The following is a 19,628-nucleotide window of genomic DNA, read 5'->3' as shown; positions in this document are numbered from 1 at the left end:
TCAATATTTGATTCACGAAATTGGTGATTTTCAGCAGGTAAAAATATCATGAAACGCGGACAACTTTACGCCTTTGTCACAGGCATTTTTTTCTTAGCATTAGCAATTCTAGGATTCATTCCTCAGCTACAACACCCAATTAATGCTGTGGAAGTCCACAACGGAATTCAAATTCAACTCGGTTATCTCTTTGGTCTGTTCCCGACCAACCCTATTCTGAATACTGTATATGCGATCGTCGGTATTCTAGGTTTAGTTAGCTCGATGGGTCTGGGTGGTGCGCGATTTTATGGTCGTGGCTTGTTCGAGTTGTTTGCAATTCTGGCAATTCTCGGATCGCTAACTCCGACCAATACTTTCTTTGGCTTCATGCCTCTGTTTGGTAGCAATGCTGCTTTGTATGCAGCGGTATCGGCTATCTCGTTCTATTTTGGATTTATTGATTCGCCCGGACTGCTGGAAATTGCAGCGAAAGCGCCAGAAAATGCAGTTCAGCTTGATAACTCGGTTACTCACTAATAGTTAATCTATCATCGGTAAAATCGGGGCAATCTGAGTGATCTTCAGTGTTGTCCCGATTTTTTATGGTTTTGTGGCGGGGTTGATCGGGTAAAATAAATCTACGGTTATTCTATCGACTTTAAGTAAATTGGAGAAAAGAGATGCAGATCGCGACGAATGATGAGCGCACGACGGCGCAGCGAGTCCGCCTTCGCATTCCAAAGCACTACCACCAAGAGCCTGTGATTTCTCAGTTAGTCTCGCACTATGATTTAACGGTGAATATTGTTGCGGCAATTCTGGGCGCAAACGCAAATGGAGATGGCTGGTTTGATTTGGATCTCAAGGGCAGCCATGCGAATATTCAAGCGGCGCTGTCTTATCTCGATGAACTCGATTTAGAAGTGTGGCGCGGCGAAGAATCAGACGGCTGGTGAGTCGATCGATAAGCCGTAAACCCAAGCAGAATCGTTAAGGATTAGCGAATTGCGAATAATCGAATGACAGGCGCGATCGTGCTGATCTCTATCGTGCTGATCTCCAACGAGGATGTTTGAGCGGTCTTCCTCATTGCCACATCCCGCCCTGAAATAAACTTAGGGCGGGAACGCAAGGCAGCAAAGGAACTATCTATACTGTTCAGACATCCTCTAAGTCTTGCTGGAGCATCAATGCGATCGCGATCATTACCATAGAACCCTGCAGTGATCAGGCAGGTGTTGCAAATTCCGATGCTATACTCAAAACACTTTTGTTTGTAAAGAATTGCAACGATGACAACAGCGCTAATTGTGGGAGCGAGTCAAGGAATCGGACTAGAATTTGCGCGACAGTTTCTCAATCGAGTCGATCGCGTTTACGCCACTTACCGCAGTCCAGAGTGTGACCTCTTCAACCTTGAGCATCCCAACTTAGAGCGCTTATCGCTTGATCTCACTGATGAAACTCAGATCGAGAAAGCGATCGCCCAAATCAAATCAGAAACATCCGAACTTCACTACGTCATCAACTGCGTCGGGGTTCTACACGATGGCGCGATGCAGCCTGAGAAAAGCTTGCGTCATCTCAATGCCAATCAGTTACTGAAATACTTTCAAATCAATAGTATTGCTGCCGCATTGTTAGCAAAGCACGTCCAGCCCTTGTTAAAACATCGCGATCGCGCAATTCTTGCGACCATTTCCGCCAAAGTCGGAAGCATCGAAGACAATCAAATCGGCGGTTGGTATGGATATCGCGCCTCGAAAGCTGCCTTAAATATGTTCATGCGAACCACTGCGATCGAATTCAAGCGCACCTGTCCCAATGCGATCGTCGTCACCTTGCATCCTGGAACAACGGATACCAGACTATCGAAACCTTTTCAGCGCAATGTTCCGCCGGAAAAACTATTTTCAGTCGATCGAACTGTTCAACAACTGATAGCCGTTCTCGACAAGCTACAGGCTAGCGATAGCGGCGAATTCTTTTCCTGGGATGGCACAAAGCTACCCTTTTAGAAGCCTCCGGTCAGCTCTGCTGTGCCTAAAGGCAACGTGTTCAATGCCTGCCGCAACTCCAAAGCATTCTCCCAATACCCTTCTGCTCTACGCCCCGTCTGCACAATCAAGCGCAAACTGTAAGCATCGGGAAAACCCTCAGCCTCAAGCCAAACGCGATCGCTCTCCAATTCACAAGCAATCCGTTCTTCGTCCATCAGTTCTTGAGCAATCTGCTGTAAGGCTTCATGCAGTTGATCACTCAAACGCCGAAAATCATTCCATTCTTCTTCAGTAAGTTCGATCGCCCAATCATTTCCACCGACTAAGCCCTTAAACTCAGGAGCCGCAGCATCCCAACCCAACCGCCAACCGTTCCCAGTTTTAAGAATTCGACTCATTGCTGACGAGTAAACACATTCACCAACGCTTGAACCAGCGCGTCGCGCTGTTTGCGATTGAGCTTTTTGATAATGGCTCGATCGCTCTCAAACGGGTTTTTACGCAAATTATCCGACCCCGGATACGATTCAGCCTGCATCGGATCATTGATGCCTAAATAATCTGCGAGTGTATATTTCCAGTCGAGCCGAAAACTAACCGGACGACCCTTGATGAAGTAGTGATATCGAATCAAACGAGTGACCAGCGTATTGCTCGGATCGGCTTTGCCTGTCTCGCGATTGACGTACTGATTTTCCAGCGCCAAATCGGGAACATCCTTGTACACTTGCTGCCATGCGTCCTGAATCCGAACCCGCCCAGGAGTCGGCGTGGTTTGGGCAACAATAGTCTGAGCAACAATAGTTTGAGCACCAACCGGACTTGCCCAGACCAACAGCGCCACCACACTTGTCAGAATTAAAAATCGCTTCATCGCTTCACTCGCTAAAAAACTGGGGCTAAAGATCGCTTCTCTCGCCCCAATAAATTATTCTCCAATAATTTCGGGCTGCGTCAGTTCATCTGACATCTCAATAATCGCCCGCATCACTGGCTTCATCATCGGATCATCGCCACTGTCAAAGTCTTCAAAACGACGACGTTTTGCCCGATTGGCAACTTGAACCGTAATCCGATAGCGGTTAGAAGCAGCGCCAATCAAATCATCAGCGCGGCGCATCAGTTGAACCGTATCGAACGTAGGACGCTTGTGTAAAGAGCCAGATTTTGCCATTAGTTGTTCTCTCCCATAAAGACTGACAGAAAGCTCGATCGTGACAGATTTCCAAACCTTGTGTAAAGTTTTGAGAAAATCCGTCTACAGTGATAAAGTCCGAGTTAGCTCAGACTCTATTAATAACGCAGACCTGTCTCATTCGCACAGTTTCATGCAAATATTGGTTTCTCCTTCGGCTCATTCAACCGTTTCTCCTACAGCTTCGCTGCGAATTTTGGCGATCGGAGATAGCATCGTCTATGGATTTGGCGACCCAGTTGGAGGCGGTTGGGTCGAGCGACTCAGACGACGCTGGATGAGTCCCGGTGAGGCAAATCACGCGCTGTACAATCTGGGAGTGCGCGGCGATGGAGTGCGCCATGTGGCGCGACGGCTCGAAGATGAGTTTCGCCATCGGGGGGAGTTACGCAATCGGGTTCCAGACTTAATTATTCTGTCAGTCGGCGTGAATGATTCTCCCCGGTTAAGCAAGCCCGATGGTAAAAACGTGCTGCCGTTTGAAGTGTTCCAAACCGAGATTGCAGACTTGCTCGATCGCTCTCTGCGCCTCTGCCCGGTTCTCTTCGTTGGCATGATTCCGGTCGATGAAGCAAAAATGCCGTTCCTCGATTGTATGTACTACAATCACGCCGATCAAATGCGCTACAACGAAGCGATCCGATCGACCTGTGAAGCACGTCAAATCCCGCACCTGAATCTCTTGGAAATTTGGCGATCGCGGGGGTCAGACTGGTGCAAGCAGCAATTCACCGAAGACGGCTTACACCCTAATGTCAGCGGATATCAGGCATTATTAGAAGATATTTCCAATTGGGATGCGTTTCGGCAGTGGATTGAACCATGACAGTTTTAGTAGTAGCGACCGGGAATCCAGGTAAAGTCAAAGAAATTGAGCCTTACTTAGCAGGGCTGAATTGGGAATTGCACCTGAAGCCACCCGACTTAGAAATGGAAGAAACCGGAGCGACCTTCCGAGAAAACGCCGCTCAGAAAGCCACTCAAGTCGCGATCGCAACCGGACACTGGGCGATCGCAGATGATTCCGGTTTAGAAGTCGCTGCGCTTGATGGCAGACCTGGTATTTACTCAGCCCGATATGCCGACTCGGATCAAGCGCGAATCGGCAAGCTGTTAGGAGAATTAGAGGGAATTTCCGATCGACGAGCGCAGTTCGTCTGCGCGATCGCGCTTGCTAAACCCGATGGCACGATCGCGCTTCTAGCTGAAGGAATTTGTCCGGGTGAAATTCTTACGGCTCCACGCGGCGAAGGTGGATTTGGCTATGACCCGATCTTCTACGTTCCTGAAAAGGGCATGCCCTTTTCAGAAATGCCGCTAGAGATGAAGCAGGAAATTAGCCATCGTGGAAGAGCTTTTCAAGAGCTATTACCGCAGTTGAAGTCGTTAAGCTAACTACGGCAAGGTTTTCACGGTGAGAACTTGCGGCGGAGTTGCATCCGGCGGATAAAGGAAATCAAACTGCACTAAACGCCGTTCTTGCGGTTTCATCTGTAGCGTAATCAGCGGGTCGCCTTGCTGCCCTCGTTGTTGTACGAGGTGGACATATTGAGTTCGGGGTAAGCCGCGATCGTCGTTGTACAACAGTCGCACCGTTCCGCGAAAGTTCATTTGCGGTCCGGGAGGCTGCAAAAAGCGCAGTCCTTGGTTTGTGTCTTCGCGTTTTAGCGGGGTTTCAACCGTCACCACAACGGTTTGCGCTCGATCGGTGGTATTTTTCAAAGGCATCGTGAGGCTGTACTGAATCGCGTAGTTTCCATGCGCTTGATAAGCCGTGTCCGGGTAACGCCGAATCAGTTTTGCGCTCTGGTTTTGGTTTGTGCCCAATGTGCCGCGATTCAAAGTCGCTAAACCGTATGAAATCCCTTTGCCGGGTTCGGGTGTGCTGAGAAAATCTTGCCCTTGATCCAAAATCCGCCCGTTCCATTGAGATCCAACCCCAACGCCTGCCACTCGTCCATAGATTACATTTCCCGTGGTCTGCTCGATCGGGGTGGGTACTTTGTCGCGAGGCGTTGAAAGAGTTGCAGTATCCAGTAGCGTTTCCCATTCCGCTAAACTCGGTTCGCGTTCGGTTCCGTCCGGATTTTGCTTAGCAAACATTCCCAAGCTGGCAAGATAAACCGCTCCAGTGCTGCGGAGTCTCATCAACGTCGATCGACCGTTGAGCGGCGGTGTGAGCGGCTTAACCGGAATCGGCAGATTCAACAGCATCCGACTCTCTCCCGGCGGAATCACAACCTGAGCCGGAAAGATATCTTGCCTCAGTCCGCGTAACACTTCACCGACTGCCCGACTTCCAGGGCCTGAAAACGCCTTACCATCGTTATTTTCCACCGCAGTCGGAAGCTTGATAAACGGGGCATCTGGCTGACTGAGATGGCTTGCTGCTTGCAAAATGTCGATCGTCACAGGCTCTTTGCCCGGATTGTTCGCAATCACTCCCAGATAAAGCGTTCTCAAATCCGTTGGTGTCACAGGTTTCGCAATGTGATGCGCGAAAATGTCAAAGCGTCCCGAAAAGACTTGATCGAGGTGAGCCGCAGGAGCTTGCTTTCCAGTTGGTGGAAAAGTTGATAGCAAAATCCCTTCAGTTTGCACCACTTCAGGGCTGTTACTGTTAAACACCAGCACGGAATCGAGTTCACCCGGAAGAACGCGCATTTCTTGCGGCTGCACGATCGTTTGTGGAGACTGTGGAGAGGGTGAGGGAGTAGCTTGCGACACAATCAAACTAGAGAGAAGCGACAACATAAGCTAAAGAGTAAGCCAAAGCAAAATCGGGAGCGGTGACAATCATACCGAAAAAGCGCGATCTTCAACGCAACAGCCCGGTTTCATCCCCACCACCATAGAACTTTTGGTTTCTTCCCACGTCAAAATCTTTGAAGCGATGGTTTTGGGCTGAATAGAACCGAGGTTAACGTGAGTTCGACGTTTTTTTCGCTTCGTTCTTGTCGGCTTCTTGCCCCCTAAGTCCCCCACGAGTGTGGGACTTAGAGAAAAGCGGTTCTCCAAACTCAAGAGATTCTCTTCCCTTCAAAGTCCCCCAGAATGGGGGATTTAGGGGGCTACCCGCAGATCCAAACGTAGCTAAGAACTTGTGTCGAACTCACGTGGGGTTAAACCGGAGCGAGAAAACTCGTCTTCCGTTATTGACTCAACCAAGCGATCGCTTGTCGAATCCAGGCTTCTGCATCCCCAGATTTTGACAGGGCGGTATTTTGCCCAACCGCTTGCAGGGCTTGGGTAATTTCTTGATCGGTATAGCCCAATGCCAGCAGCGTCATCTCCACATCTTCGAGAATATTCGAGGCGGGGCCTGCACCCGGAGTCACCACAATTCCCGACTGTTGTCGCCATTCCGAGAGCTTCGTTTTGAGTTCTAAAGCAATCCGTTCTGCGGTTTTTGCACCCACACCCGGAGTCCGCGACAACAAGCGAGTATTGCCAGACACGATCGCCTGCACCAAATCTTGCAGCCCTAAGGTATCGAGCAGTGCCACCGCAAGCTGTGGGCCAATGCCGCTCACACTAACCAATTGCCGAAACAAATCACGCTCTGCTGCCGAGCCAAACCCGAACAGCGTCACTTGATCTTCGCGCATGTTTAAGTGAGTAAAAATCTGGGCTTGTTCGCCCTCAGACGGAAGCGACTGTAGTAAGCGCGGCACAACCTGCACATCATAGCCAACCTGATTCACCTCAAGCGTTAAGGTGACGCGATTGTTTGTTGTTTTTTGAATTGCCGCGATCGTGCCTTTGAGATAACCAATCATGCCTTCATTCTAGCGAAACCCGAAGTATTCTAGCCCTTCGAGGATGCCAGCGGCACAGTAGGACTTCGCCAAATAGTGATGCGGAGCGGGATGATCGCGATGCCATGACCGCAATTCGGGCTGTGCATTGCCCACCATAATTCCACGCTCTGATCCAACTGCAAACAAGGCAATATCATTCCCAGAATCGCCACAGACGATCGTTTGCTCTGGTGCAAATCCCAAGGTCTGTCGCACGAAAGTCAGGGCTGATCCCTTATTGGCGTGACGTGGAAGGATATCTAAATCTCGTCCACTACTGTAAATCAGTTGGACATCTAGCTCCTGCTGTTTGAGTTGATAATCTAGCTGCGGTAAAAGCTCGATCGCGGCTTCTTCAGTCAAAAAGAAGCTCGCTTTAAAGTCACTCTGTTCGGTTTCGGCTTGCAGGACGAGATCTGAAAAATGGGCGGTAACAGCCATCACTCGATCGCGATTCCATCCGACCGTGAGCTTTTTTTGCCACTCTAAATCAGGCGCGCCATCTAGCCGCGAGTAGATTGCTGTGCCCACCGACGCGATTAATAAATCGGGTTCGATCAGCGGGGCTTCGGCAGCAAGTTCTTGGTATCGAATCAGCGATCGACCGGTGGAATAGACAATCTTACTTCCGGTCGATCGTGTTTGTTGGAACCATTCGTTTAGTTCCTCATGCGCGAAGTCATCGCCCACCAGAGTATGGTCTAAATCAGTCACAAAAAGGATCGGGGTCACAATCTATCTCCCAAACTATCTCCCAAACGCCATGCTTGAGTTTAGAGTCAAATCAGAAGAATATCTTGATCCCCAAGATTGACCCATATTGGAAATCCAAATTTCTTATAGCAAGATCCGACCCTAATCGCTTCCGTCTTTTAGAATCATGAGACTGGCTGGGATATTTTTATGGTGATTGATTTTGGGCGGGAAATTTGTGGCATCTTGCCGACCTCAGAAGCGCGAGAATGGCTCGTTACAAATGGAATTGGAGGATTTGCTTCTGGGACGATCGCGGGACTCCTGACCCGTCGCTATCACGGACTTTTGATCGCAGCCTTAAACCCACCGCTCGATCGCACCTTGCTCACCACAAAGCTCGAAGAATCAGTTCAATACGGGACAGAGATCTATCCACTCAGCACAAATCGCTGGGTCGATCGCACCGTGAAACCCCAAGGATATAAACAGATTGAGCGATTTTTTCTTGAAGGTACAGTTCCCGTATGGCGCTATGCTTGCGGCGATGCAATTTTAGAAAAACGCATCTGGATGCAGCAGGGAGAAAATACAACCTATGTGCATTATCAGCTACACCGAGCAACACAACCGTTAACGCTAACGTTCAAAGCTTTTATCAATTATCGGGACTATCACGGCAATACTTCCGGTAAGGGTTGGCGGATGGAAACCGCAGCGATCGCACACGGTTTACAAGTTTCTGCCCATCCCGAAGCAGTACCCTTTTATCTATTCTGTCGGGGCGCAACGCTCACCCCAACCCACGATTGGTATTACGGATTTGATTTGGCGATCGAACGGACAAGAGGACTCAGTGATCTCGAAGACCACCTACACATCGCCACGTTTGAAGCCACACTATATCCGGGTCAATCGCTCACATTTGTCACGAGCACCGAAACGGCTCCGAATCTGGATGGCGAGACTGCTTTGCGATCGCAGCGCAACTACGAGCAGCGAATATTCGACTGTTGGCGGCTCGATCGCGTGAAGCAAGTCGAAACCTCTCCTGCTTGGATTCGCCAATTGGTGCTGGCGGCGGATCAGTTTATCGTCAGTCGTCCTCCAAGCGGCAAAACGATTATTGCAGGCTATCCCTGGTTCAGCGATTGGGGACGGGATACAATGATTAGCCTGTCAGGGTTAACGCTTGCGACTGGGCGAGTTGAAATTGCGCGATCGATTCTCTACACGTTCGCTCAGTATGTCGATCGAGGAATGCTTCCGAATCGCTTTCCTGATGCTGGAATCATTCCCGAATACAATACCGTTGATGCGACCTTATGGTATTTCGTTGCGATTTTCGATTACTACAACGCAACTGATGACCATGACGTGATCGAAAACTTATTTCCGATGTTGACAGAAATCATCGACTGGCATTGTCGCGGTACTCGCTACAACATTCACCTAGATTCCGCAGATGGTTTGCTCTATGCGGGAGAACCCGGAACGCAGCTCACCTGGATGGATGCCAAAATCGGCGATTGGGTCGTTACGCCTCGGATTGGTAAGCCGATCGAGATTAATGCCCTCTGGTACAACGCGCTTCGCATCATCGCAAAGTTCGCCCGTCGCATCGGTAAACCCTACCGCGAATACGATGCAATGGCAGAACGAGTGCTTGCCCGCTTTGAGCGCTTCTGGAACCCTGACACGGGCTACTGCTTCGATGTTCTCGATACCGCAAACGGGAATGATGCAGCGCTGCGTCCAAATCAGATTTTTGCCGTCTCGCTGCCAGAAAGTCCTTTAACGCAAAACCAGCAAAAAGGGGTGGTCGATGCCTGTTCTCGATCGCTGCTCACTTCTTACGGGTTGCGATCGCTCGATCCGCATCATCCAAACTATCACGGACATTATGCAGGCGACCCGCTGCATCGTGACGGCGCTTATCATCAAGGGACGGTTTGGGGGTGGCTGATTGGGGCGTATGCGATCGCGCATTATCGAGTGTATGGCGACTCAACCAAAGCGCGGGAATTTCTTGAACCGATGGCAAATCACCTCCGCGCTCAGGGATTGGGAAGCCTGAGTGAGATTTTTGATGGCGATGCCCCGATGATGCCGCATGGCTGTATTGCCCAGGCTTGGACAGTTGCAGAAGTGCTTAGGGCTTGGATGACGATCGGATAAACCTATATTTTGGGATAAACATATATTTCTAGTCCTGATCATCTAGCTTTAGGCTGACTATGATCTGAAGTATTGAGCAATGTTTTGCTTTGTTAGGAAGCAGAAAACATTGTTATTCTCTCTACACCAATCAATCCATGAGTCAGACCCACTCAGCTACCAAGCTTAATCAGGCAGCTTTATCTCGTTTATCAAAGACAATCCGTGTTCCAGAGTACGATCGCTATCTCCTGAAAAACGGCATTGTGCATATCGGTGTTGGCGGCTTTCATCGAGCGCATCAAGCTTTATATTTGGATAACTATTTTCATCAAACCTCTGATTTTCGCTGGGGAATTTGTGGCATCGGATTGTTACAGCAAGACCGACGAATGCGCGATGCACTCCAGTCTCAAGATCATCTCTATACCTTAGTCGAGCGATCGCCCAACCACGATCGCGCTCGGATTATTGGAGCAATCGATCGCTATCTGTTCGCCCCTGAAGACCCCCAATCTGTGATTGCTGCAATGGCATCGCCTGACTGTCGAATTGTGACTCTGACGATTACAGAAGGAGGATATTACTACAACGAAGCCAGCGGCGAATTAGAAATCAACCATCCCACCATTCAACATGATTTACAGCAGCCGGATCAGCCGATCGGCACTTATGGCTTTTTAGCAGCAGCATTGAATCAACGCCGCAAGCAAGGATTGGCACCGTTTACCGTGCAGTCTTGTGACAATTTACAAGGCAATGGCAACATTACTCGAAAGATGCTAACGACCTTTGCTGAACTCCATGATCCAGCTTTAGGACAATGGCTCTCTGAACACGGAGCCTTTCCGAATAGTATGGTCGATCGAATTACACCCGCCACGACGGATAGCGATCGTGCTTTGGTTGCAGATCAGTTTGGGATTGTTGATGATTTTCCAGTGATGGCGGAACCTTTTCTGCAATGGGTGATTGAAGATCAGTTCTGTGCAGGAAGACCGGAGTTAGAAACAGTCGGAGTGCAATTCACAACTGATGTGCATTCCTACGAATTGATTAAAATTCGACTGTTAAATGCAAGCCATCTGTTGATTGGTTATCTGGGAACATTGCTTGGTTATACCTATGTGCATGAAGTCATGGCAGATGTGCAATGCCGAAATGCAGTCATGGCGTTCATGGAAGAAGTGACACCGACGCTTCAGCCTGTTCCTGGATTAGGTTTAACAGATTACAAGAGAACACTGATTGAGCGATTTGAAAATCCTAAGATTCGCGATCGTGTCTCTCGTCTCTGCTCTAGTAGTTCTGTTAAAGTTCCTAAGTTTCTACTAGGTTCACTGCGCGATCTGCTGCAACAACAGGGTGAAATTAAATCTCTTAGTTTCACGATCGCGGCTTGGTTCTACTGTTTGATGGGACAAGACGACCAAGGACAAGCGATCGCCATTGAAGACCCATTATCGACTGTACTGACAGCGAGAGTTAACAAAGCCGATGTCCGTCCTTTACTCAGCTTAAGCGAGATTTTTGGCGATGATTTAGTACAATCTCTGCGATTTGTAGAAGCTACTGAAAGAGCGCTACGCCAACTCTCTAAAACTGGAGTTAGAGCAACGCTCGCCCAATCTCACTAAACTTGTAATCGTTCCAGTGGTTAGTTCAGCAGCGATCGCGGCTCAACTTCAACGAACAACCACTGGAGTTCCAACTTGTGCCCAATTGAATAACCACTGTGCGTGATCCACTGCAACATTCACGCAACCATGACTGACAGGTGTACCAAAACGATTGTGCCAGTACGCCCCATGAATTCCGTAGCCTCCTGAGTAATACATGGTGTAAGGCACATCGGGAATATCATAGTCATCCCCTTGCATTCGGGCAACGCGATACTTCGATTGAATGCGAAACACTCCTTGAGGAGTCGGGGTGCTTGCCTTTCCGGTTGAAACAATCACCGCATGAACCTGCTTTTTGCCTTCCCAAGCAATCAGTCGCTGCGTCGAGAGCCGAATCTCGATCCAACGTTGATTGGTATTTTTGTAAGTTGTCATTGCTCGTACGGTAGGTTCGCTTCCCGTAGGGTTCGATCCTGTCGATTGAGCCTGCACTATCTGAGAAGGTGCAGCCGCAAAAACAGCAGTTGCAATAATGCACATCGAGCAACGAAATAAATTAGAGCGAATAAAATCTTTCATAATGCCAGCCCGAAATTAAGTGGGATGACAAGTGCAATTAGAATCGTCGATCGCAGTAGAGAGGCAGCCTGAAAAAATAGTTCAAGTTTTTGCAGCGTGAGTTCTATTTGCAAGCTTGTGGAGATCACTACAGTACAGTGAGCGCTATTCCGGAAAATTCCAGAAGCAAAATTACTCAGAAATCTTCTGATTTATAGACCGTACCCGTAAGATTACCCAATTAATTCTGTGATTCATAAAAAAGATACAGATATTCACGGAGTATACGTAGAGAAACTGTTTGTAAACTATCGATGCAGTAGGCTTTGCCCTGATTTCACCCCACGAACAGTTCTGAAGCTGTGATCACTATGAAGGACAGACAATTTATTCGACATTTTCGTATATCAACCTTCTGGATGCGTTGTTTTGCAGTTACTTTTGTTCTGGCGGGATTCGGAGGCGTTAAAATTGCAGCCGCAAACGATTCGAGCAAAATCGCCTCAAAAGTAGCAGCGATCGCGTTAGAGGTTCCTAATGCCTCATGGCTAAAACCTGCTCAGGAAGTAAAGCCCAATCAAAAGGTAAAACCCGAACAGAGAGTAAAACCAGCAGTTGCCGCTCCAACTGTTCAAGGCGCAGCAATCGATCGGGAGCCAAAGATTATTTCAAGAGCAGAGTTTTTACAGCAGAAGCCAGAAACCAGTGCTGAAAAACTCCTCAACTCACCCTCTGTTGCTGACTCCCCTATTGCTCAGGCTGCTGAAACCGGGAGCTCTCAGGATCTCCGCAGGCAATTGCTGATTGAACCTTTAGAAGAGCTTCGGATTCCTGCATATTCTCCGGGTTCTACTGTCGGTGTTCCAAGTGCGTTTGGCGCAAATTTTGGCGATGCGTTTGTGGGACTGTTTTTCGCAAATCGCCGACCGAGAATTAATGAAGCCGATTCTGCACTCAGCTTTGGATTTGGTTTGGGTGACTCTGAACGCGAACTTGGCTTAGAAGTCAACTTCAACATCGGTAGCCTTCGTCGCTTTGGTGCCAACGGTGAAGTTGGGCTAAAGTTACACCGCTCTCTTCCCGGCAAAGCTGCGATCGCGCTCGGATTTGATTCTGGCATCCGCTGGGGTGATGAAGCCAGCAGAATTGACTCGTCCCTGTATGGCGTTGCCAGCAAAATCTTTGACTTACGCCCCGGAAACGTCGAAGATTCACTGCCTCTGACCTTAACGCTCGGTGTAGGAGGAGGACGGTTTCGATCGTATGACAACACTGTGAACGGACGCGGTGGCGTTGGAGTTTTTGCTAGTGCGGGTCTGCGTGTTGTTCCTCAAGCATCAGTGATTGGAAGTTGGACAGGACAAGACTTAAATCTGGGTGTTTCTTATGTTCCGATTAAAACAACGCCGTTGTTTCTCACGTTTGTTGTGGGTAATGTTCTGAATCGGAATGATAACAACACCGTGTTCTCTTTTAGCGTTGGCTATGGGTTTAACTATCTCGGATATCGATACTAAGATGATGAAGCAAATTGCTGTTCTACTCAAGTCTACGACGGTGTTAGGAGCAATCTTTACGCTGTCGATCGCAGCTCCGGTTGCTGCACACACCCCGACTGGAACTCCTGGCTATAATCCTGGCTCTGAAAAGGCTCCTCCATCTCTGCCGCAGCCTGGTTCACCTGGGGGAGGTCGCTTTATCGAGATTATTGGCGAGTTAAGAGCGATCGTATCTCAGCCTGCGGTGCCTCCGAATGAACCGGGAGTTGAGGTTGAGCGTCCGGGATTTGTGCGTTTAGACCTCAAGCGTGAAGGCAGTACACCTGCCAGTATCGCAGCACGGTTTTCGCGCTATGTAGATAGATTGAACACTCAATCTGGACAGTTTACGATTTTTGGCAACGATCGACTCGGAGTGACGCGCAACATTGAGGTTGTTCTGATTCCTAAGCTCGATCGCCAAGTTGAGATTCGATTTACCTCGAACTCTGATGCGCTCAAAGGCGCAGACGGAAAACCGATAATTCAGTCGTTTACTGCACAGAATGCAAAAATTGCGGCGATTCTAGCAGGCGTTTTACCTGCTTTGGATGCTGCAAAAGTTTCACTACCAACGATGCAGACCGCAGCGAAGATTGTGCTTTCATTAGGCAATCTCAGCTTGAGTTCAACTGAGATTCTGCAACTTGCTCAAGGGCTTGCAGAATCATTGATTGCGAGTGAGTCATTGTTAGCGGGCTGCGGTAGTGATATTGCTGCACCAACCTGTACGAATATCAGTAAGAATTCACTCGCGATCGCGATCCGTGCTTACAATAATGTCGTTCTGACAACGAGAGAAGAAGTTTTGGTCACGTTGTCAAATAATTCAGAGTTTCAAACGCTGGGTAAGGTGTTACGCCAATCGCGCAATGCACGAGCTAAGGGCAATTGATAGGGTGATTGAGTTTTAGTATCTGTGCCCTCACCCCAACCCTCTCCCCAGGGAGAGGGAGCAAGAGTCTGGTTCCCTTCTCCCCAGGGAGAAGGGGTTAGGGGATGAGGACGAAGATCCCGGTATTAAGATTGGGATGCGATCGCAAATTATTACGGAAAGTTAGCTTCATGCGTTTGCTTGAGTATCGCGCCCGTTTTACCCAGATTGTCAATGATTCAAACTACTGGCTGTTGGCAATTGCACTGGGTTTGGTGGTACTGCACCTACAGCTATATTGGCGGTTGTCGGGCGATTTTAGCCATCTTTCGCTAGAAATGGTCGAATGGTCTGCGCTTGGCTACTCCCTATGGCAGAAGCGCGATCGTTTGCTGTTAAAGCGGGAAAAGCCCTCTCAATGTGTCGGCTGGTTTTTGATTGCGTTATTGCTAGTGCGAGGGCTAAATTATCAGGTCGGTTATACCCTTTTATTAGAGGTAACGCCCTTATTCATTGGAGGCGCGATCGGGTTAATTGCAGTCGGGTTTAGGCAGTTCAAGTATTATCGGCGTGAACTCTGGATTATCCTTGTGATGGTCATTCCGATTCATTTCTTGATGGTTATATCCGAAAGTCTGGTCGATTCGAGTGTGGTTACTGCAAAATACGCTCACACTCTGATGTGGTATCTCGGCTTTTTGGTGGAGCGTCAAGGCACTAAGCTAATTATGCCGACTGGAGCTGTCCAAGTTTATTTGGGTTGCTCTGGGCTAGAGGCGATCGTCGTGACGTTGAAGGTAGCCGCTCTATTTCTGCTGATTTTTCCTACAACACTGAAGCAGAAGTTCATGGTGCCTACGATCGCGATTCTGTCTGCATTCATCATTAATGGGTTTCGCGTCATGTTTTTGGCGTATCTCGTTTCAAAGAAAGATACGGCAAGCTTTGATTACTGGCATGGCACAGGTGGAGCACAAGTCTTTTCGATGATCTCGATGACGATTTTCACGAGTTACTGTCAGTATTTGGTCGAACACGGAACGCTAGAGCCAGAGGCTTCTATTGAGGCAACGGAAACCCCAGAAGAGCTAGAACACTCCTCGCACTAAGTCTATGCACTAAGTTTATGATTTCATCGAAGTCGCTGTATTTTCCGCTGCTCAGGCTAACTTTATTTTGCACAGTTCTAGTGATTGGTAGAGCGGTGTTTGATCCGAATCTTGGTCAGTACACACCTTTCACGTTTCCGAGCCAGATGCTTTTAAAGCAGTCTAAGTTAGTCGAAGGCACTGCACTGGTGTTGAAACCGCTTCCAACTCAGGTCAATGCACCGAGCGCAAACGGCTATCAGTATAAGTATCAGGTCAACGATCGTGCCTTTAATGTTCAAGTCCACTATCTCACCACCACGCATGGAGATATTCCAGTTTATTTAGACATCTATGGCTTGAATCATCAGAGTGTAACGGTTAATCCAACGACAAAACAAGGACAAACCGGATTCTACCAACTGTTTGAACACGATCGCACTGCTTATCTAAGTTCCTGTATCAATTCACAAGGTTCCAGTACAATCAATCGAGAGCAATTTTTTGCGAATCGCAATGCTCATGATCTGACCGTCGATCGCATCTTACCCATTGTGCTGGGAGCTGAAGATGTGCGCGATACGCGGTGTTTGTGGGTGACGATTTCGACCCCGATCGACGATCGTTCGATGCAGGATGTTCATCAACAATTAGAAGCCGTTTGGCAAGATGTTTACGCTTGGTGGCTACCAAGATTTCCAAAGCTTTAATCGTGAGGATTTGTGATGCAGTTTGAGTCTACTTCGGCAGGTAAAGCAATCTCTGGGTTGCGCGTGATTGGTTACGGTATTTTAGTGCTGTGTTTGTTTGATTTGGTTGATATCTTATATCCACTACAATTATTTAACTCAGGATGGGAGTTTAATACGGCTGGTAATTTGATTGAGCGAGTGGGTTTTCCGCTGATTGGGTTAGGTCTGATCTTTCTGGGTGAAGAGACGAATCGGACTAAGGCGGAACGGTTTTTGTTGAAGCTGTTGTCTTGGATATTGCTCGTGTATGCGATCGCGTATTTCCTGTTGGTGCCGCTGACGGTGAGTTCTGGCTGGCGGATTTATAATCAGAACAATGCGGAGATGGTTGCACAGCTATCGCAGCAGCGTGAACGAGCAAAGTCGGCTCAGGAGCAACTCGGTAAGCTGAGCGATGAGCAGGTGAAAGAACTGGTAGCGCGATCGACGGTTGGAGGGTTGCAGAACTTCAATGCGGATGAGTTTCGTAAGCGCCAGCTAGAGGGACTTGAAACGGCGGCACAGCAGACTCAAGTTCAAGCAAAGGCAGCGTTGGAACAACAGACTAAGAATCTACTGAAGAAGGGGACGAAGTGGACATTAGGTGCGGTGATTTCGGGCGTTGTGTTTCTCTATCTTTGGTCTTTGACGGGTTGGGCACGGGTGAAGAAGGTTCGGAACCGTCCGATGGCTGCTACGCGATAATGAAAGCTTTTAGATAGAGAGTTGATTACCGTGGAGTGGGCGTTTTGCTTGCTCCATGTTTTTTTGGGCTTGCAATTGAGAGCGGATGCGTGCCCCCTAAATCCCCCACTCGTGGGGGACTTTGAGGAAAGGAAGAAATTTGATCAAGCGCGATCGTCGCAGTTGTGCATTTCTCCTCTGAGTCTTTGATAGTGGGCGTTCAGCTTTCGGAAGTCACGGCTGAGTCTTTAGAAGTCGCGCTTGAATCTTTGAGAGTCGCGGCTGAGTCTTTAAGAGTTGTGATTGAATCCTTGAGAGCCGCGGCTGAGTCTTTTTTGCTGACGATCGGGCTAGAACACTTCGGCGTTGATGAATTACACTTCACGCTCCATACTTCATCAGACCTTTTCTAGGCTCCGATCGACGCATCCACAATCGCGATAAACCTGCAAGAGCGCTGCACCAATCCGATCACTGTTAAATCGTGCGATCGCAGTTTGTCTAGCATTCTGTCCAAGCTGCTGCCGTTTTTGCGGATTCTGAATCAAGTGGATCAATGCTTGCGCTAGAGCATTCACATCTCCGGGCGGGAGTGCGATCGCATCATGCTGATCTGTCACCAGTTCCGCTGCTCCGCCCGCATTCGCAATGATTACAGCCTTGCCAAACGCCATTGCTTCAGCAATGACTAATCCAAACGGCTCTGGTTGCGTACTCGCATGAACAACGATATCAAGATGGTTATAGATCGAAGCTGTATCTGATTGAAAGCCAACAAACCTAACAACCTGATCTAAACCGAGTTGAGCAACACGGCTTTGAAGTTCTGCCAGCGAAAACTGTGAGCCCTGAGTATTGTAGATTGGCGCACCCACGATTTGAAACTGAATCGACACATCTTTGAGTTCTGACATGACTTGTGCTGCTGCTTGCAGAAAGATATCGTGTCCTTTCCAGCGCGCAAACGTCGCAACTAAACCAATTCGTAACACGTGCGATCGCACACTTTCTTCTCGGAAATAGTGGTGATTCACCGCCGGATAAATCACATCAATCGGCACCGGTGCAATCACAGTGTTGGCATCGCGTTTTACCGCATCAGACAGCGCGATCGCGCTGGTGGTCGATCGGCTTAATGTTCTCAAGACCTTTGCCATAATTGGGCGTGTACTGTAGAAGTCTTGGATATGCCAAACCACCGGACAATTAAGCCGACCGAGCAAACTCAATAAAGCATGGGCTTTTACGCCGTTTGAGTGAATCAGATCCGGTTCAATAGTCTGAATTGTTTGTCGCAATCTTCGTAAGTAGCGGAGCAGGGCATTAGCAGAGCCAGCAACTTGCGTTAAAGTCTTGAGTGTTTTCAAGGGCTTCCAGTCGCCTTTAAGATGGCTATCGCCTAACTGAGACATTGAAGCGGGCATGGGCAAATAGATCACGTTAACGCCGAGATCAGTTGCCGCATCGATTAGAGCACCCGCAGAACCTGCGATCAGGATAATTTCAATTTCTGGGCAATGCGATCGAATCGATGCCAGTACATCAAGCAAAATTCGCTCTGCACCACCAATAAACCCGACATGATTAAAAAACAGTAGCTTCATCGTGTTCCTAGTTGCCAATAAGCTTGAGTAATTGCTTGAGTATGCGCCTGCCAAGAATATTGACTGGCTTGAGTGAGGCGCAGTGCTGGCTCTGGTGCCTGTCTCGGATCATCCAGCACCCCACCAATCGTTTTCACCCAAGCTGAAATGTCTGCCACCGGGCAGTACATTGCTGCCTCTCCAGCCACTTCGCGCAGTACGGGCAAGTCACTGGCGATCGTAATCGCACCACAAGCCAGCGATTCGATCAAGGGCAGCCCAAACCCTTCTGCTTCACTAGGAATCAACACCGCTTCAGCCCGACGATACAAAGCTGCGATCGTCGCAGTTGGAAGATTGTGCAGGTGAATGATTTTAGAGCGAATGTTTAAACGATCGAGTTGCTGCTGTTGCTCACTTGTCCAATCTCCACTGGCTTTTACCAGACGTAGTTCAGGATGCAACTGGCTTAACTCAGCAAACACATTCAATAAGACATCAATCCGTTTACGCGGAATACAGCTTCCAACGTGCAGAACGAACGGAGCTTTTACAGGTACAGCAACATCTACATCAACCGAAAACTCAGATGAAATTCCATAAGGTGCATGAACTAAGCGAGCAGGATCGACCAATTGATACTGTTCGATCTGTTGTCGAACCGACTGAGTCGAATAAAAGACGATCGCAGCTTTCTGCAATCCGTCTAAAATCCGTTGCGACATCGCCCGATACCAGCGAGGGCGCGGTTCTCGTTCAGGTTCAACGACCGATCGAAACGCATCAATATCATGACAGTACACTCCTGTTCGATGTGCAGGAAGTTCATGCACTAATTGAGCATAAGTATGATCGCACACATGAAACACATCGAATTTCGTGGCCATGCGCTTGATGTAATTCGGATAGTCCCAGAAGCGATTGAGTAAGCGATCGCTATTAAACGCAACTCTACGGCTTCCAAACTTGGGAAAGCGTGTCAGACGATGCCGAAACGAGGGACAAACGCGATCGAGTTGCCAAGTACGATCGCTGCGCCAATGGTTCAACAACATTTGAGCGCAGAGATCCATACTGTGCCATTGTTCCTCCGGATAGTCGAAAATCAGAGCTGCACGCATGA

The 19,628-nt window shown here is 48.6% G+C and carries 22 protein-coding genes; 13 read left to right on the top strand and 9 right to left on the bottom strand.

Features of this window, described 5'->3' with window-relative positions:
- Positions 1-48 precede the first annotated feature (48 nt).
- The 3 genes from NC981_RS18675 to NC981_RS18665 all read left to right on the top strand — a co-directional run bounded on the left by NC981_RS18675 (position 49) and on the right by NC981_RS18665 (position 2,000).
- Positions 49-519 (top strand): DUF4383 domain-containing protein, encoded by a 471-nt coding sequence (locus tag NC981_RS18675; protein ID WP_190378347.1) that lies wholly within the window; start codon positions 49-51, stop codon positions 517-519.
- A 143-nt stretch (positions 520-662) separates the two neighbouring features.
- Positions 663-938, top strand: coding sequence for an NIL domain-containing protein (locus NC981_RS18670; RefSeq protein WP_190378348.1), 276 nt, complete (start codon positions 663-665; stop codon positions 936-938).
- Between the two features lie 336 nt (positions 939-1,274).
- Complete coding sequence (locus NC981_RS18665; RefSeq protein ID WP_348244326.1) at positions 1,275-2,000, top strand: SDR family NAD(P)-dependent oxidoreductase; 726 nt, start codon at positions 1,275-1,277, stop codon at positions 1,998-2,000.
- On the opposite strand, the gene NC981_RS18660 is transcribed toward NC981_RS18665, so the two are convergent.
- The 3 genes from NC981_RS18660 to NC981_RS18650 are packed head-to-tail and all read right to left on the bottom strand — an operon-like array spanning position 1,997 to position 3,156.
- Positions 1,997-2,380, bottom strand: coding sequence for a DUF1818 family protein (locus NC981_RS18660; RefSeq protein WP_348244325.1), 384 nt, complete (start codon positions 2,378-2,380; stop codon positions 1,997-1,999). The two genes, NC981_RS18665 and NC981_RS18660, sit on opposite strands and share 4 nt — an antisense overlap.
- Entirely contained in the window at positions 2,377-2,856 is a 480-nt protein-coding gene (locus NC981_RS18655; RefSeq protein WP_348244324.1) for a hypothetical protein, read from the bottom strand. Before NC981_RS18655 ends, NC981_RS18660 begins: the two co-directional genes overlap by 4 nt.
- Positions 2,857-2,910: 54 nt before the next feature.
- On the bottom strand, positions 2,911-3,156 hold the full coding sequence (locus tag NC981_RS18650; RefSeq protein ID WP_190378352.1) for a DNA-directed RNA polymerase subunit omega: 246 nt from the start codon (positions 3,154-3,156) through the stop codon (positions 2,911-2,913).
- Between the two features lie 154 nt (positions 3,157-3,310).
- Here NC981_RS18650 and NC981_RS18645 point away from each other — a divergent pair, with 154 nt between their 5' ends.
- Positions 3,311-4,003 (top strand): GDSL-type esterase/lipase family protein, encoded by a 693-nt coding sequence (locus NC981_RS18645; protein ID WP_348244323.1) that lies wholly within the window; start codon positions 3,311-3,313, stop codon positions 4,001-4,003.
- Positions 4,000-4,572 carry an RdgB/HAM1 family non-canonical purine NTP pyrophosphatase gene (gene rdgB / locus NC981_RS18640; RefSeq protein WP_348244322.1) on the top strand — a complete coding sequence of 191 codons (573 nt, stop codon included), beginning with the start codon at positions 4,000-4,002 and terminating at the stop codon, positions 4,570-4,572. Before NC981_RS18645 ends, rdgB begins: the two co-directional genes overlap by 4 nt.
- Here the strand turns inward: rdgB and NC981_RS18635 are convergent, their stop codons facing one another.
- The 3 genes from NC981_RS18635 to NC981_RS18625 form a co-directional block, all read right to left on the bottom strand.
- Entirely contained in the window at positions 4,573-5,931 is a 1,359-nt protein-coding gene (locus tag NC981_RS18635) for a DUF3370 domain-containing protein (RefSeq protein ID WP_348244321.1), read from the bottom strand.
- 398 nt (positions 5,932-6,329) lie between these two features.
- Positions 6,330-6,956 (bottom strand): Holliday junction branch migration protein RuvA, encoded by a 627-nt coding sequence (ruvA, locus tag NC981_RS18630; RefSeq protein WP_190378356.1) that lies wholly within the window; start codon positions 6,954-6,956, stop codon positions 6,330-6,332.
- A gap of 9 nt (positions 6,957-6,965) precedes the next feature.
- Positions 6,966-7,709 carry a sucrose-phosphate phosphatase gene (locus NC981_RS18625; protein WP_348244320.1) on the bottom strand — a complete coding sequence of 248 codons (744 nt, stop codon included), beginning with the start codon at positions 7,707-7,709 and terminating at the stop codon, positions 6,966-6,968.
- A 171-nt stretch (positions 7,710-7,880) separates the two neighbouring features.
- On the opposite strand from NC981_RS18625, the gene NC981_RS18620 reads away from it, so the two are divergent.
- Entirely contained in the window at positions 7,881-9,848 is a 1,968-nt protein-coding gene (locus tag NC981_RS18620; RefSeq protein WP_348244319.1) for an amylo-alpha-1,6-glucosidase, read from the top strand.
- 137 nt (positions 9,849-9,985) lie between these two features.
- On the top strand, positions 9,986-11,464 hold the full coding sequence (locus tag NC981_RS18615) for a mannitol dehydrogenase family protein (RefSeq protein ID WP_348244318.1): 1,479 nt from the start codon (positions 9,986-9,988) through the stop codon (positions 11,462-11,464).
- A 48-nt stretch (positions 11,465-11,512) separates the two neighbouring features.
- Here the strand turns inward: NC981_RS18615 and NC981_RS18610 are convergent, their stop codons facing one another.
- Positions 11,513-12,028 carry a L,D-transpeptidase gene (locus NC981_RS18610; protein WP_348244317.1) on the bottom strand — a complete coding sequence of 172 codons (516 nt, stop codon included), beginning with the start codon at positions 12,026-12,028 and terminating at the stop codon, positions 11,513-11,515.
- Positions 12,029-12,426: 398 nt separating this feature from the next.
- Here NC981_RS18610 and NC981_RS18605 point away from each other — a divergent pair, with 398 nt between their 5' ends.
- The 6 genes from NC981_RS18605 to NC981_RS18580 all read left to right on the top strand — a co-directional run bounded on the left by NC981_RS18605 (position 12,427) and on the right by NC981_RS18580 (position 17,335).
- Entirely contained in the window at positions 12,427-13,524 is a 1,098-nt protein-coding gene (locus NC981_RS18605) for a hypothetical protein (protein ID WP_348244316.1), read from the top strand.
- Positions 13,493-14,440, top strand: coding sequence for a hypothetical protein (locus NC981_RS18600; protein WP_348244315.1), 948 nt, complete (start codon positions 13,493-13,495; stop codon positions 14,438-14,440). The genes NC981_RS18605 and NC981_RS18600 overlap by 32 nt, the downstream gene beginning before the upstream one ends.
- A gap of 170 nt (positions 14,441-14,610) precedes the next feature.
- Entirely contained in the window at positions 14,611-15,528 is a 918-nt protein-coding gene (gene crtA, locus NC981_RS18595; RefSeq protein WP_348244314.1) for a cyanoexosortase A, read from the top strand.
- 17 nt (positions 15,529-15,545) lie between these two features.
- The gene (locus tag NC981_RS18590; RefSeq protein WP_348244313.1) at positions 15,546-16,217 is read left to right on the top strand and encodes a cyanoexosortase A system-associated protein; all 672 of its coding nucleotides are present in this window, start codon (positions 15,546-15,548) and stop codon (positions 16,215-16,217) included.
- A gap of 15 nt (positions 16,218-16,232) precedes the next feature.
- Entirely contained in the window at positions 16,233-16,943 is a 711-nt protein-coding gene (locus tag NC981_RS18585; protein WP_348244312.1) for an HpsJ family protein, read from the top strand.
- A 191-nt stretch (positions 16,944-17,134) separates the two neighbouring features.
- Positions 17,135-17,335: a hypothetical protein gene (locus NC981_RS18580; RefSeq protein ID WP_348244311.1), complete on the top strand. Its 201-nt coding sequence runs from the start codon at positions 17,135-17,137 to the stop codon at positions 17,333-17,335.
- Here the strand turns inward: NC981_RS18580 and NC981_RS18575 are convergent.
- Together NC981_RS18575 and NC981_RS18570 are read right to left on the bottom strand one after the other, a co-directional pair.
- Positions 17,321-18,526 (bottom strand): glycosyltransferase, encoded by a 1,206-nt coding sequence (locus NC981_RS18575; protein WP_348244310.1) that lies wholly within the window; start codon positions 18,524-18,526, stop codon positions 17,321-17,323. The two genes, NC981_RS18580 and NC981_RS18575, sit on opposite strands and share 15 nt — an antisense overlap.
- Positions 18,523-19,626 (bottom strand): glycosyltransferase family 1 protein, encoded by a 1,104-nt coding sequence (locus NC981_RS18570; RefSeq protein WP_348244309.1) that lies wholly within the window; start codon positions 19,624-19,626, stop codon positions 18,523-18,525. Before NC981_RS18570 ends, NC981_RS18575 begins: the two co-directional genes overlap by 4 nt.
- Positions 19,627-19,628: the final 2 nt, after the last annotated feature.

It is taken from the genome of Leptolyngbya sp. DQ-M1 (assembly GCF_039962505.1).
Taxonomy (GTDB): Bacteria; Cyanobacteriota; Cyanobacteriia; order Leptolyngbyales; family Leptolyngbyaceae; genus Leptolyngbya.
The sequence above is the reverse complement of the archived record's forward strand: the minus strand, read 5'-3'. Positions and strand labels throughout refer to the sequence as shown.

Coding starts and splice junctions, on each gene's coding strand:
- NC981_RS18620 (WP_348244319.1), top strand. CDS start 7,881: ATGGTGATTGATTTTGGGCGGGAAATTTGTGGCATCTTGCCGACCTCA.
- NC981_RS18655 (WP_348244324.1), bottom strand. CDS start 2,856: ATGAAGCGATTTTTAATTCTGACAAGTGTGGTGGCGCTGTTGGTCTGG.
- NC981_RS18570 (WP_348244309.1), bottom strand. CDS start 19,626: ATGCGTGCAGCTCTGATTTTCGACTATCCGGAGGAACAATGGCACAGT.
- NC981_RS18610 (WP_348244317.1), bottom strand. CDS start 12,028: ATGAAAGATTTTATTCGCTCTAATTTATTTCGTTGCTCGATGTGCATT.
- NC981_RS18660 (WP_348244325.1), bottom strand. CDS start 2,380: ATGAGTCGAATTCTTAAAACTGGGAACGGTTGGCGGTTGGGTTGGGAT.
- NC981_RS18575 (WP_348244310.1), bottom strand. CDS start 18,526: ATGAAGCTACTGTTTTTTAATCATGTCGGGTTTATTGGTGGTGCAGAG.
- crtA (WP_348244314.1), top strand. CDS start 14,611: ATGCGTTTGCTTGAGTATCGCGCCCGTTTTACCCAGATTGTCAATGAT.
- rdgB (WP_348244322.1), top strand. CDS start 4,000: ATGACAGTTTTAGTAGTAGCGACCGGGAATCCAGGTAAAGTCAAAGAA.
- NC981_RS18590 (WP_348244313.1), top strand. CDS start 15,546: ATGATTTCATCGAAGTCGCTGTATTTTCCGCTGCTCAGGCTAACTTTA.
- NC981_RS18600 (WP_348244315.1), top strand. CDS start 13,493: ATGGGTTTAACTATCTCGGATATCGATACTAAGATGATGAAGCAAATT.
- NC981_RS18650 (WP_190378352.1), bottom strand. CDS start 3,156: ATGGCAAAATCTGGCTCTTTACACAAGCGTCCTACGTTCGATACGGTT.
- NC981_RS18645 (WP_348244323.1), top strand. CDS start 3,311: ATGCAAATATTGGTTTCTCCTTCGGCTCATTCAACCGTTTCTCCTACA.
- NC981_RS18605 (WP_348244316.1), top strand. CDS start 12,427: ATGCGTTGTTTTGCAGTTACTTTTGTTCTGGCGGGATTCGGAGGCGTT.
- NC981_RS18585 (WP_348244312.1), top strand. CDS start 16,233: ATGCAGTTTGAGTCTACTTCGGCAGGTAAAGCAATCTCTGGGTTGCGC.
- NC981_RS18675 (WP_190378347.1), top strand. CDS start 49: ATGAAACGCGGACAACTTTACGCCTTTGTCACAGGCATTTTTTTCTTA.
- NC981_RS18615 (WP_348244318.1), top strand. CDS start 9,986: ATGAGTCAGACCCACTCAGCTACCAAGCTTAATCAGGCAGCTTTATCT.
- NC981_RS18635 (WP_348244321.1), bottom strand. CDS start 5,931: ATGTTGTCGCTTCTCTCTAGTTTGATTGTGTCGCAAGCTACTCCCTCA.
- NC981_RS18665 (WP_348244326.1), top strand. CDS start 1,275: ATGACAACAGCGCTAATTGTGGGAGCGAGTCAAGGAATCGGACTAGAA.
- ruvA (WP_190378356.1), bottom strand. CDS start 6,956: ATGATTGGTTATCTCAAAGGCACGATCGCGGCAATTCAAAAAACAACA.
- NC981_RS18670 (WP_190378348.1), top strand. CDS start 663: ATGCAGATCGCGACGAATGATGAGCGCACGACGGCGCAGCGAGTCCGC.